At 50.8% G+C, this 12,180-nt stretch carries 9 protein-coding genes, 3 tRNA genes and 1 other annotated feature; of the genes, 5 read left to right on the top strand and 7 right to left on the bottom strand.

The window, feature by feature from the left end; translation table 11 throughout:
* Positions 1–22: 22 nt before the first annotated feature.
* Positions 23–1,867, bottom strand: a complete 1,845-nt coding sequence (locus DXC57_RS05915) for a DUF885 domain-containing protein (RefSeq protein WP_118651589.1) — start codon at positions 1,865–1,867, stop codon at positions 23–25.
* Between the two features lie 222 nt (positions 1,868–2,089).
* Between DXC57_RS05915 and metG the strand changes: the two genes are divergently transcribed.
* The 3 genes from metG to rsmA all read left to right on the top strand — a co-directional run bounded on the left by metG (position 2,090) and on the right by rsmA (position 5,855).
* A complete protein-coding gene (gene metG, locus DXC57_RS05920; protein WP_118493590.1) occupies positions 2,090–4,081 on the top strand; it encodes a methionine--tRNA ligase in 1,992 nt (663 codons plus the stop codon).
* Positions 4,082–4,160: 79 nt separating this feature from the next.
* The gene (locus tag DXC57_RS05925) at positions 4,161–4,928 is read left to right on the top strand and encodes a TatD family hydrolase (RefSeq protein WP_118651591.1); all 768 of its coding nucleotides are present in this window, start codon (positions 4,161–4,163) and stop codon (positions 4,926–4,928) included.
* 69 nt (positions 4,929–4,997) lie between these two features.
* A complete protein-coding gene (rsmA, locus tag DXC57_RS05930) occupies positions 4,998–5,855 on the top strand; it encodes a 16S rRNA (adenine(1518)-N(6)/adenine(1519)-N(6))-dimethyltransferase RsmA (protein ID WP_118522242.1) in 858 nt (285 codons plus the stop codon).
* A gap of 92 nt (positions 5,856–5,947) precedes the next feature.
* On the opposite strand, the gene DXC57_RS05935 is transcribed toward rsmA, so the two are convergent.
* The 3 genes from DXC57_RS05935 to DXC57_RS05945 all read right to left on the bottom strand — a co-directional run bounded on the left by DXC57_RS05935 (position 5,948) and on the right by DXC57_RS05945 (position 8,877).
* Positions 5,948–6,748, bottom strand: coding sequence for an ATP-binding cassette domain-containing protein (locus DXC57_RS05935; RefSeq protein WP_022358462.1), 801 nt, complete (start codon positions 6,746–6,748; stop codon positions 5,948–5,950).
* Positions 6,742–7,662, bottom strand: a complete 921-nt coding sequence (locus DXC57_RS05940) for a branched-chain amino acid ABC transporter permease (protein WP_022358461.1) — start codon at positions 7,660–7,662, stop codon at positions 6,742–6,744. The genes DXC57_RS05935 and DXC57_RS05940 overlap by 7 nt, the downstream gene beginning before the upstream one ends.
* Before the next feature lie 168 nt (positions 7,663–7,830).
* The gene (locus tag DXC57_RS05945) at positions 7,831–8,877 is read right to left on the bottom strand and encodes an ABC transporter substrate-binding protein (RefSeq protein WP_118637738.1); all 1,047 of its coding nucleotides are present in this window, start codon (positions 8,875–8,877) and stop codon (positions 7,831–7,833) included.
* A gap of 189 nt (positions 8,878–9,066) precedes the next feature.
* Positions 9,067–9,317: a binding site (T-box leader), on the bottom strand.
* Between the two features lie 286 nt (positions 9,318–9,603).
* On the opposite strand from DXC57_RS05945, the gene DXC57_RS05950 reads away from it, so the two are divergent.
* A tRNA-Phe gene (locus DXC57_RS05950) sits at positions 9,604–9,676 on the top strand.
* Between the two features lie 22 nt (positions 9,677–9,698).
* Positions 9,699–9,769: transfer RNA gene (locus DXC57_RS05955), tRNA-Gly, on the top strand.
* Positions 9,770–9,952: 183 nt separating this feature from the next.
* Here DXC57_RS05955 and DXC57_RS05960 read toward each other — a convergent pair.
* The 3 genes from DXC57_RS05960 to DXC57_RS05970 all read right to left on the bottom strand — a co-directional run bounded on the left by DXC57_RS05960 (position 9,953) and on the right by DXC57_RS05970 (position 12,043).
* Positions 9,953–11,086 (bottom strand): SLC13 family permease, encoded by a 1,134-nt coding sequence (locus DXC57_RS05960; protein ID WP_118651593.1) that lies wholly within the window; start codon positions 11,084–11,086, stop codon positions 9,953–9,955.
* 102 nt (positions 11,087–11,188) lie between these two features.
* Positions 11,189–11,261 (bottom strand) — tRNA-Gly (locus DXC57_RS05965).
* Between the two features lie 149 nt (positions 11,262–11,410).
* On the bottom strand, positions 11,411–12,043 hold the full coding sequence (locus tag DXC57_RS05970) for a YitT family protein (protein WP_233430219.1): 633 nt from the start codon (positions 12,041–12,043) through the stop codon (positions 11,411–11,413).
* Positions 12,044–12,180: the final 137 nt, after the last annotated feature.

The following is a 12,180-nucleotide window of genomic DNA, read 5'->3' on the forward strand; positions in this document are numbered from 1 at the left end:
GGGAGATACCGCTCTTTTTCCATTATATGTGCAATTTCTCCGTCATCAGCCATGTTTGAAAATACGGTTTGATGACCCGGAAGGAAGCGCCGTCCATGTTCAGGATGAACTGGTGGAAGCTCTTGGCGTTGAATTTGTTTCCAAGTACCTCCTCGGCTTCCTGGCGCATGGTCAGGATTTCCAGATAGCCGGTATAGTATTTCAGGTAATTGCCCGGATTATCAATGATTGCCAGGTATATCTCGCGCGCGGATTCCGGATCCGTAAATCCGTAGGAATTTTCCAGATAACTGGTGGTTGTGGCGAGATCCCAGCCATCATAGTGGATGCAGATGTCGAGAAGCGCGTACAGCCCGTAGCTGCTGGCTTCGCTGCAGCGCATCAGCGGTTTGACCGCTTCCGGCAGTCCGTTGTCGAAGGAGTAGGCGTACAGTTCGCTGTAGAGTCCCCAGCCTTCGTTGTAGCCACTGCAGGCAAGAAGCCGCCGTACCGGAACCGGCTCCCGGTCATTGAAATAAGCCGACTGGTAGAGATGCCCCGGATAGCCCTCGTGCGCCAGCATGGTGTAGAGGTTCTGCTCAGTGCTTGCTTTTTCGTTGATGTAAATGGTGTTGGAACCGTCGGAATCGATCGGCGGTACGAGGAAAAATGCCGGGGACAGGGAGGATTCCAGCGCTTCCGGGACGTATTTGAGCGTGTAGGAGGTATCTGTAAGCGCCGGGAAATCATCCTGAATCTGCGTCTGTAAATTCTGAAGGATCTCATCCGGATCGGAGAGTGTGATGGCAGAGTCGGTCATCTGCCGGACGAGTTCCGGATGTTCCTTTAAGCGGACGCGGATTTCGGATAAATCTGCCTGCATCTGCTTCTCAATCCGCGTTTTGAGCGCATCGACCGAGGAGTCTGTGCCGGTCAGCGCCGCCGCAAGATAGGCATAATACTCCCTGCCGTGTTCGTAGGTGCTAAGTCCTCCTGCCTCCGGATGGGAGCCCTTGAGCGATTCCAGTGCTTTAGAGAGGTTTGTATATGCCGGGATAAAGTGTTCCTTTAAAATGGTCAGATGTTTTGCTTTGTAGGACGCCTTTTCTGCATTGCTTAAGCCCTCAACCGCATTTAAGCGGGAGGCAAATGTTTCCGTCAGCAGGCTGTTTTCCGGGCGGATGAGGTAGCTTTTACAGGATTTTAAAATCCGGTCGATGGTGTCGTCGGACGGTGCGAGACCGGCGTCTGCCTGCGCCTGTTCATACGCTGCGAGCTGCTTGTAATATGTGTCGATCTGCGAAAGCAGTGCCAGGTAATGGTCGATGTCGGCACGGTTGTAAAATGTGTATTCGGCTAATAAGGTCGGAAGTTCCGCCTGCGTGCCGATCAGGGCGCTTAACGGCTGATTGTAGAGTTCCAGTCCCTTCGAGCCGGCTTCCGTCTCCAGTGTGTCCTTCATCATCCGGTAGGTGAAGAGCTGGTCGGAGGTCAAGAGAGAGGTATCGAAGGAAGAAAGTTCCTCAAGAACGGCCGCGTTTTCCTCGGAATCCTTTTGAAGCTGTTCCAGGGAATATTCTGGAAATTTCATCTCCGGTTCGGTGATACCGTAATTTTCCGGATTCCGGACAAGAAAATGAAGGGAGAGCGGATCGTCCTGCACGCTTTCTTGAAACTGGTGTGCCAGAAACGCATCAAAACGCGCCTGTTCGCTGGCAGCATCGGACGATGCATTGGAAGGAGAACCAGTCTGCCCGGAAGCGGCGTAGGATTCGGCGGGGGTTCCTGAGCCGGAAGAACCAGCGCATCCGGAGAGCGCCAGGGCAGCAGCTGCAGCGATCGCGAGCGCTGTGCGCGGCAGGGGCGGGAAGGAAAAGCGTTTCTGCATAATATAATACCTCCAAAACAAATATATATGTCTGCAAGTATACCATACTTGACAAAGGGATGCAAAACAGATAGACTTAATCTATATATTTATATATGAAGAAAAGGCAGAGAAAAGAAGGTGGCTTGCCTTTAATCGCAGATGGAAAACCATGGGCGGTTAGAGGCTTTTTTTGTGAAGAACACAATTTAAAGCGCAATTTTAATAAGGAGGGCATGATAAATGTGTCAGAACTGTAAGAAACCTTACTATATAACAACTGCGATTGCCTATACATCGGGCAAACCGCATATCGGAAATACCTATGAGATCGTGCTGGCGGACAGCATTGCGCGCTACAAGAGAGCGCAGGGCTACGATGTGCGTTTCCAGACGGGCACCGATGAGCATGGTCAGAAGATCGAGTTAAAGGCAGATGAGGCTGGCATCACGCCGAAGCAGTTTGTCGATAACGTGGCGGGTGAGATCAAGACGATCTGGGATCTGATGAATACATCCTACGACAAATTTATCCGCACCACCGACGAGGATCATGAGGCGCAGGTAAAGAAGATTTTCAAGAAGCTCTATGATCAGGGCGATATTTACAAGAGCTGCTACGAGGGACTTTACTGTACCCCGTGCGAGTCCTTCTGGACCCAGTCTCAGGTCGTAGACGGCAAATGCCCGGACTGCGGACGCCCGGTACAGCCGGCGAAGGAAGAGGCATATTTCTTCCGTATGAGCAAATATGCGCAGAGACTTATCGATTATATCAATGAGCACCCGGAGTTCATCCAGCCGGTTTCCCGTAAAAATGAGATGATGAACAACTTCCTGCTTCCGGGCCTGCAGGATCTGTGTGTTTCCCGTACTTCCTTTAAATGGGGGATTCCGGTTGATTTCGACCCGAAGCACGTTGTATATGTATGGCTGGATGCACTGACCAACTATATCACCGGTCTTGGATATGACTGCGACGGCGAGAGCGGCGAGCTGTTCAAGAAATACTGGCCGGCAGACCTGCATCTGATTGGTAAGGATATTATCCGTTTCCATACCATTTACTGGCCGATCTTTTTGATGGCACTCGACCTGCCGCTTCCAAAGCAGGTATTTGGTCATCCGTGGCTGTTACAGGGCGACGGCAAGATGAGTAAATCCAAGGGAAATGTGATTTACGCCGATACACTGGTTGATTTCTTTGGCGTGGATGCAGTCCGCTACTTCGTTCTGCATGAGATGCCGTTTGAGAACGACGGCGTTATTACCTGGGAGCTGATGGTAGAGAGACTGAACTCGGATCTGGCAAATATCCTCGGCAACCTCGTAAAGAGAACGGTATCGATGACGAACCAGTACTTTGGCGGCGTGGTAGCCGACAAGGGCGTGACGGAGCCGGTGGACGAGGATCTGAAGAAGGTAGTGCTGGAAGCAGTCCGCAAGGTTGATGAGAAGATGGATAAGCTGCGCGTTGCCGATGCGATCACCGAGATCTTCAATATTTTCCGCCGCAGCAACAAATACATTGACGAGACAACCCCGTGGATTCTGGCAAAGGAAGAGGACAAGCAGGATCGTCTTGCGACTGTTCTCTACAACCTGGTTGAGTCTATCACGATCGGTGCGTCCCTGCTTGAATCCTTCATGCCGGAGACCTCTGAGAAGATCTTAAAAGAATTAAATACCGTAAAACGTGAACTGCCACAGATGGATGAATTTGGCCGTTATCCGTCCGGAAATAAGGTGACTGAGGAGCCGGAGGTTCTCTTTGCCCGCCTGAAACTCGACGATGTGATGAAGAAAGTCAAAGTTATCCAGGAAGAGCAGAAGAAGGCAGTTGCTGCAAAGGCAGAGCCGGAGAAGGAAGAGGACGAGAAAGCCGAGGGCATCGATATCGAGCCGAAAGCAGAGATTACCTACGATGATTTTGCAAAACTGCAGTTCCAGGTTGGCGTGATCCTCTCCTGCGAGGCTGTTCCGAAGTCCAAGAAGCTTCTCTGCTCCCAGGTTCAGGTCGGAAGCCAGGTACGTCAGATTGTCAGCGGAATCAAACATTCTTATTCTCCGGAGGAGATGGTAGGTAAGAGAGTTATGGTTGTGACAAACCTGAAACCGGCGAAGCTGGCAGGTATCCTGTCTGAGGGCATGATTCTCTGTGCAGAGGATGCAGAAGGCAAGCTGTCTCTGATGACCACCGAGAAGGATATGCCGGCGGGCGCAGAAATCTGCTAATATCAGATGTGAGATGACTCCCATCTTGCAGCAAGAATATTGAGACATTCTTGAATGGAAATGGAGAAATATAAGTTATATGATATTTGACACACACGCCCATTATGATGATGAGGCATTTGATGAGGACCGGGAGGCGCTGCTTTCCGGTCTGGCAGCAGGCGGGATCGGAACGGTTGTCAATGTGGGTGCCGATATGGAGAGCACAAAGACCACCATTGAACTGACGAAGAGATATCCCTTTATCTACGGCGCGGCCGGTGTTCATCCCAGCAGCACGGCAGAGCTTGACGAGGAAAAATTTGCCGAACTCCGTGTATTGGCACAGTCGGATAAGATCGTTGCAATCGGAGAGATTGGTCTGGATTATTACTGGGAAGAGCCGGATCATGAGACACAGAAAAAATGGTTCTACCGCCAATTAAATCTGGCGCGGGAATTAAAACTTCCAGTCATCATCCACAGCCGCGACGCGGCGAAGGATACGCTCGATATCATGAAGGAAGAGCACTCCGAGGAGATAGGCGGCGTGATTCATTGCTTCTCCTATGGAAAAGAGATGGCGGCAGAGTATTTAAAGATGGGCTTTTACTTAGGCATCGGTGGTGTACTGACCTTCAAGAACGCGAAAAAGCTTCTGGAAGTAGCCGAGATGGCGCCGCTCGACCGTCTGGTACTCGAAACCGACTGCCCCTACCTCGCTCCGGTTCCCAACCGCGGCAAACGCAACTCCTCACTGAACCTGCCATATGTGGCGGAAAAGCTGGCAGAAATCAAGAAATGTACACCGGAAGAGATCGTCCGTGCGACTGAAGAGAATGCGCGGAGGCTGTACCGGTTAATGTAAAGAAGAGAGGAGGAATCTGGCTGGGTGGTGTCTCGGTCAGGTTCCGGACTCCGGGAAAGGATTTTCGGAATGGATCTTGGAAACCCGAAGAATACAATCGAAGTAATACAGAAATACAATTTTGCCTTCCAGAAAAAATTCGGTCAGAATTTTCTGATTGATACGCACGTGCTGGACAAGATTATCTCAGCGGCGGGCATGACCAAGGAGGACACCGTCCTGGAAGTCGGTCCTGGCATCGGTACGATGACACAGCGCCTTTCACAGGCGGCAGGACAGGTCATCGCCGTGGAGATCGACACAAATCTGATTCCGATCTTAAAAGATACGCTTCAGGACTGCGAAAATGTAACTGTTATCAATGAAGATATTTTAAAGATTGACATAAAAAAAATGGCGGAAGAAAAAGGCGGCGGACGTCCGGTTAAGGTCGTGGCGAACCTGCCGTACTATATCACGACCCCGATCATCATGGGGCTGTTTGAGAGCGGCGCGCCGATCGACAATATTACGGTTATGGTGCAGAAAGAGGTCGCAGACCGGATGCAGGTTGGTCCGGGCTCGAAGGATTACGGCGCGCTGTCGCTGGCGGTTCAGTATTATGCCGAGCCATACATCGTGGCAAATGTGCCGCCGAACTGTTTCATTCCGCGTCCGAATGTCGGCTCAGCGGTCATCCGTCTGACCCGCCATGCGAAGCCGCCGGTGGAGGTAAAGGATAAAGATTTAATGTTCCGTCTCATCCGCGCGTCCTTCAACCAGCGCCGGAAAACCCTGCAGAACGGGCTTTCCAACGCGCAGGATCTCTCCTTTAGCAAGGAAGAGATCGCAGCCGCAATCGAGTCGCTGGGACTTTCCCCGTCCGTGCGCGGCGAGACGCTGACGCTGGCGCAGTTTGCAGCGCTTTCGGATGTGCTTGGGAAATAGAAATTGGATAAGAGAAATATAAAAAAGTCCCATCCTTATGCAGATTCAAATCTGAAAGGATGGGACTTTTTGAATTTTTTGCTTTTTTAAAATTATTCCGACAATAAAATCCGGTCATTATCCAGCGCGTGGCCTGCGCCGGTCTTGAAGCGGGCGATCAGATCCTCGACAGTCATGGAAGCGCGCTCTGCGCCGCCGACGTCGAGCACGATATTTCCGTTTGCCATCATGAGCGTGCGGTTTCCGAGCTCCAGAGCCTGGTTCATATTGTGGGTGATCATCAGGCAGGTGATTTTCTCCTCAGCAACGATATTTTTCGTCAGCTCCAGTACTTTTTCAGCTGTTCCCGGATCGAGGGCGGCAGTGTGCTCATCGAGCAGCAGAAGCTTCGGCGTGATGAGGGTTGCCATGAGCAGGGTGAGCGCCTGGCGCTGACCGCCGGAGAGAAGTCCGACCGGCTGGGTCATCCGGTCTTCAAGCCCCATATTTAAGAGGGAGAGGCGTTCGCGGAACGCATCCTTATCTTTCTTGGAAATGCGGGAAAATGGCGATTTCCCCTTTGCGGTCCGCAGATAGGCGAGGGCAAGATTTTCTTCGATCGTCATGCCCGGCGCCGTTCCCTTTAACGGGTCCTGGAAGAGGCGGCCGACCATCAGGCTGCGCTTGTGCTCCGGCATATAGGTGATGTCCTCGCCGTCCAGCTCGATAAAGCCGTCATCGACGTAGAAGCTGCCGGCAATCGCATTGAACAGGGTCGATTTTCCGGCGCCGTTGGAACCGATGATTGTCACGAAATCGCCGTGATCCAGATGCAGGGACAGCCCGGAGAGCGCCTGTTTGGCGTTGACAGTTCCCGGATTAAAGGTTTTTGATATCGACTGAATATTTAACATGCTCCGTGTCCTCCCTTCCGGCGTGCCGCTGCATTTTTACGTGTCTGGAATGCCGCCCATTTCCGGATCGTCGGAAATGCGATTGCCAGCGCTACGATCACAGCGGTGACCAGTTTCAGCCCCTGTACAGGCATGATTTTTGTATACAGGACGATAGCGTAGATAAAACGGTAAATAATCGAACCGATGACGGTGGCGATGACACCTCTTGCTACGCCGCGGCGTCCGAGGACGGTTTCACCGATGATCAGGCAGGCAAGACCGATCACGACGATACCCGTGCCGCCGTTGATGTCGGCGGTATTCTGGTACTGACCGACCATTGCGCCGGAGAGTGCGGTCAGCGCATTGGCGATGCATAAGCCGACTGTAATGGTAAATGTCGGGTTGATCGAGGAGGCGCGCACCATGTCAATGTTGTTGCCGGTTGCCCGGATGGAGAGTCCCAGACGGGTACCGAGAAAATAGACGAGCAGTGCGCCCGCAAGCACAGTTACGCAGATTGCCAGAAGTGCTTCATACCAGTCACCCCCGATACCGGTTTTCTGAAGCAGGGAAAAGATGGTCTCTGTCTTTAAAAGACTCACATTGGCACTCCAGCCCATTACCATCAGATTGATGGTGTAGAGTCCCATATTGGTGATGATACCGGCGAGAATGGACGGCACGCCGAGACGGGTCTGCTGAAATGCGGTGACAAATCCGGCGCAGATGCCTGCAAGCATGGCAGCCGGAACCGCGAGAAATGGATGCCCTGCCGCAGCCATTGTGACGGATACCGCCGTGCCGAGGACGAAACAGCCGTCCGTCGTCATATCCGCGATGTCCAGTATGCGGAAACTCAAGAACAGCGCCATCGGCACCAGCGCATACAGAAATCCCAGTTCCAGAGCGGTTTGTAAAATATGAAGCATGGGAAATTACCTCCGTAGAATGATCGGTACTCCCAGGGCGTTCATGAGGCAGATGCGCCAGCCGCGTGGTAAGCGGGGGATGCGGCTGGCGTCTGGTCTGTCTTACGGCTCTGAGAGTACATGAAAGTCAGTCAAATGAAAATCAAAGTGCTGCCGGATGAGGGTGTATTAGTCCTCGGTGGTCCTAACCTCTACAACATCGCCAAAATCTTTGAATACAGCTGTGTCGATATTCAGGGCTTTTGCAGTCTCGGTATTTACGGTTACGATGCCGCCTTCTGCGGTGTAGTAGTCTTCCATGCCGTCCATGCCTTCGGTGATTGCCTGATAAGCAAGGTCAGCGGTCTGTGTACCAAGAGCCGTGTAGTTGACGCCGCAGGTGGCAAATGCGCCATTGCGGACGAAGGAATCAGCGCCGGCATAGTGCGGGATGCCTGCATCGGCCAGATCCTTGAAGATAGCCAGCTCAGCTGCCATGATGACATTGTCGGTAGGAGTGAAGACAGCGTCTACTTTGTCAGCAACCAGGGAGGAGGCAGCGGTAATTACTTCGTCGTTGGTATTTGCAGTCTGCTCGGTGTAGGAGATGCCTTTTTCGTCTAAGTATGCCTTTGCATCCGCGATCGGTTTGGTTGAGTTTGCCTCGGATAAGGAATATAAAAGCCCCACATTTTTAACATCTGGGTTTGCGGCAAAAATCATATCCATGATTTTCTCGGTGTTCAGCGCATCGCTGGTACCGGTTACATAGTCGATGCCGGTCAGCTCAGCGGCTTCCGGATCGGAAACAGCGGCGTAGACAACCGGTGTCTGGGTCTGCTGTGCGGATACGGTCGCTACCTGTGCAGCCAGGGTCGCAATCGGGATGATGGCGTCAACACCGTCAGCAACCGCCTGATCACCAATCTGCTTTAAGGTTGTCTGGTCATTCTGGCCGGAGTACAGCTCGTAGTGAATGGTTACATTGTTATCCTCGGCGATTTTATCTAACTCTGCCTCGACTGCATTTGCAATCTCATCAAGGGAAGCGTGGTCGAGCTGTTTGACAATCGCTACATTATAAATTTCTTTGTCCGCGGAAGCTTCCTGAGAGGTTTCAGCGGTGGTGTCTGCTTCGGAAGCGTTGCTGGATGTGCTGGAAGAGCATCCTGCGGTTGTCAGTGTCAGGGCTGCGGTGCATCCAAGTGCAAATAATTTTTTCAGATTCTTTTTCATAGTCATTTTCTCCATTCTTTATTCTTATTTTGATATTTGTTTTGGATGGCAGATGTATCAGTCTGCCTTGCCGGAGCAGAGTAAAGAATGTGTCTGGAAAGAAGATTCTCTTTGGTTTGGCGCCGCGCGCCGTGATGAAAGATTTTACTGAGAATGTTTCCAGAAACTAAAAAACGCCTCTGTCCCCATACATGGGACAAAAGCGTAAACTTCTGCGATACCACCCAAATTGACATTTGTGAAAATGTCCACTCGCTTACACGTACCATCATACGTGCCCCGATGGATAACGGGTGGGGTCCCGTCAGCCCCTACTGAAACAATCGTTCAAGGCTGCCCTCGGAAGTCCATTCACTGACGGTAAGGCGTTCCGTTTCCACCATCCGGAACTCTCTGTGGCGATACATAGGTCAGATACTCCTCTTCCTCATCGGTTTATCTGTGTTCTTCGTTACATGCATTATAAACACACCCAAAAGGATTTGTCAACCATCAAAATCAAAAAGATGCAGGAAAATGAAAAAGAGTCGGTTTTTCCATTGTTTACGGAAAATTTGGAGATGAAGATGTGGACGCTGGCTGTGCGGCAGGAACAGCAAGTTGAAAAAGTTTTTGAAAAAATTTAGAAAAGTAGAAAAAAATAGTTGACATTTAAAAGACTCTCTAGTATAATAACTCATGTCGCTGAACAAGAGCGAACATGAGAATCACAGGATTCCTCAGGATGCCCAGATAGCTCAGTTGGTAGAGCAGAGGACTGAAAATCCTCGTGTCACTGGTTCGATTCCGGTTCTGGGCATTACAATTTCATAATTTATCATGCGGGTGTAGTTCAATGGTAGAACACCAGCCTTCCAAGCTGGATACGTGGGTTCGATTCCCATCACCCGCTTTTTTGTTGTTTAAAATTAAGAAAGCCCCCAGAGTTGCCGCTCTGGGGGCTTTCTTGTTTCATAGGAAATTACGTCCTATGAAACAAAAAACGCTCCGCGAGGATGTGCACTCGCGCGAAGCAGGAACATGTCGCAAGCGACCGCGCGAGACGCCCGGATGTGCCAAGGCACATTCTTTTTTATCAGATGCTATAAAAAACCAGAAAATATACCGCCATCAGGACTGCTAGAAATCCCGCATTTGCAATCGTGAACCAGCGGAAGTAGATTCCTTTTTTCTCTGGGCAGGAGCGGACGATATATTTGTAAGAAATAAGACTCGCCATGGATGCGATCAGGGTGCCGAGACCGCCGAGGTTAGTTCCGATCAGAAGGGAAACTCCTTTTTCGGTAAATCCGGACAACAGGATGGCGGCCGGAACGTTGCTGATTACCTGGCTGGCCAGAACGGAGACTATCACTTCGTGTCCCGTGATCATACTGGAAAGCAGGGAGCTTACCGCAGGAATGTGTTTCAGATTCCCGATGAAGATGAAGAATCCGATAAAAGTCAGGATGAGAGAGTAATCCACCTGACAGAAGATCTTCGGGTCTGCCAGACAGCCAATCGCCAGAATGCAGATAAACAGGATTGGAAGCGGCAGAAGACCGGCTACGGTGCAAAGGCACAGGAAAAACATTCCCAGACAGCAGAAAAGGCAGCGTTTAGGAAAGGTCTCATCGGAGGTTGTATCTCTACCGGCTGTATCTAGTGAGATAGTCTCCCTTGGTGTAAACATTGTGACGAGCAGCAGCAAAACCAATGAAAGCAGCGAAAATGGACCGATGCTCCGGATAAATGTATCAAGTGAAAGCTCAAAGTGGGAATACAGATACAGGTTCTGGGGATTCCCCACCGGAGTTGTCATGCTGCCGAGATTGGCTGCCAGTGTCTGGCAGACGACAACCGGAACGATCCGGTCTTTGCGGTTTACCATCCGCAGTAGTTCCAGAGCAAATGGAACGAAGGTAATTAAGGCCACATCGTTGGTGATCAGCATGCTGGAAAAGAAACACAGAAGAATCAGAAGCTGTTCCAGCTGCCTGAGTGAATGGATTCGAAGCAGCAGTAATTCCCCGAGCTGTCGAAAGGAACCGATGTTTTGGAGGCCTGTGGTTGCTGTCATCAGGCCAAAGAGCAGGATCAGTGTGTGCAGATCCAGATATTTCAGGTATCCGGCGGACGGTGGTATGATAAACATGGAAAGGACAGCCAGAGCCAGGGCGATGGTTAAAACGGTATCCTTTTTGAGAAAAGAACTTACTTTTTGTATCATGGTAAAATACTCCCTTGAAAAGAAAAAGTGTAACTGTGACCAGTAACGAAAATAGCGGAAACCCTCATGAAAATGAAAAGGTTTCCGCTATAAAATAAAAAGAGCGCGAGACGGGACTCGAACCCGCGGCCTCGACCTTGGCAAGGTCGCGCTCCACCAACTGAGCCACTCGCGCATTTCTGAAGCATCGCTTCAACGAGTTATATAATATCATAGGTCGGTTGATTTGGCAAGCGTTTTTTTAAAAAAAATCAAAAAATATAGAAAATTCATTACTGTTCACGGGTAGGCACGTTTGAAACCGGGAGAACCGTATGAAAACGATCAAGTTTCCATATTTTCCACTGGATGTGTTCCCGCGGTCTGCACAAACCCGATGATCTGTCCGGACAGGAGTACCGTGAGGATGGAATATACCATGCGGTTTAACGGAATGTAGCTCAGTGAAAGCACCAGTACAGCAAAATCGGACAGGAGGTAGATCCACTGGATTTTGATGTGCGTCACGTGGGAAAGGCTCATCGCAAGCGCATCGTCCCCGCCCGGGGCACCGCCGATCCGCACGCAGAGCCCGGCACCGACGCCGACGAAGACCGCGCCGAGCAGGGATGCGGCAAGCGGCATATCGGCAAGCTGCGGCCACAGGGGCGGAAACTGCTCACAGATCCGGTAAGACAGGGAGAAGCTGGCGCTGGAAAGAATGGAGTAGGCGATGAACTGCCGCCCCAGAAGTTTCCATCCCATCGCGTAGCAGGCGAGGTTCATGATGAAGCCGGACACGGATGGGGAGATATGGAACCAGTGATCAAGCAGAAGCGTCATTCCTAAGACACCGCCCTCGGTGACACCGGAAAAGGAATGGACATGGTACAGGCCAAATGCCAGAAATGCACTTCCAAACAGTGCAATCAGGCAGGATTTTAGTTTTAAATCGAGGGAATGGAATAATTTCAGCAAAATAACAGGCTCCTTACAAATGATAGTGTTGTTAATGGTTTCTCTATTTTAGTATGGAAACAAATTTGTGTCAAGAATAGACAAAAATGTGGGATGTGCGTATACTGGAAGGTAGGAAGATGGAAAGGGGAAGGAAA

This window comes from Clostridium sp. TF06-15AC (genome assembly GCF_003481165.1).
Taxonomy (GTDB): domain Bacteria; phylum Bacillota; class Clostridia; order Lachnospirales; family Lachnospiraceae; genus Otoolea; species Otoolea fessa.

What these genes read in the sequence shown, in the direction of transcription:
- DXC57_RS05915 (WP_118651589.1), bottom strand. Translation starts at nt 1,867, where the DNA reads ATGCAGAAACGCTTTTCCTTCCCGCCCCTGCCGCGCACAGCGCTCGCG.
- metG (WP_118493590.1), top strand. Translation starts at nt 2,090, where the DNA reads ATGTGTCAGAACTGTAAGAAACCTTACTATATAACAACTGCGATTGCC.
- DXC57_RS05925 (WP_118651591.1), top strand. Translation starts at nt 4,161, where the DNA reads ATGATATTTGACACACACGCCCATTATGATGATGAGGCATTTGATGAG.
- rsmA (WP_118522242.1), top strand. Translation starts at nt 4,998, where the DNA reads ATGGATCTTGGAAACCCGAAGAATACAATCGAAGTAATACAGAAATAC.
- DXC57_RS05935 (WP_022358462.1), bottom strand. Translation starts at nt 6,748, where the DNA reads ATGTTAAATATTCAGTCGATATCAAAAACCTTTAATCCGGGAACTGTC.
- DXC57_RS05940 (WP_022358461.1), bottom strand. Translation starts at nt 7,662, where the DNA reads ATGCTTCATATTTTACAAACCGCTCTGGAACTGGGATTTCTGTATGCG.
- DXC57_RS05945 (WP_118637738.1), bottom strand. Translation starts at nt 8,877, where the DNA reads ATGAAAAAGAATCTGAAAAAATTATTTGCACTTGGATGCACCGCAGCC.
- DXC57_RS05960 (WP_118651593.1), bottom strand. Translation starts at nt 11,086, where the DNA reads ATGATACAAAAAGTAAGTTCTTTTCTCAAAAAGGATACCGTTTTAACC.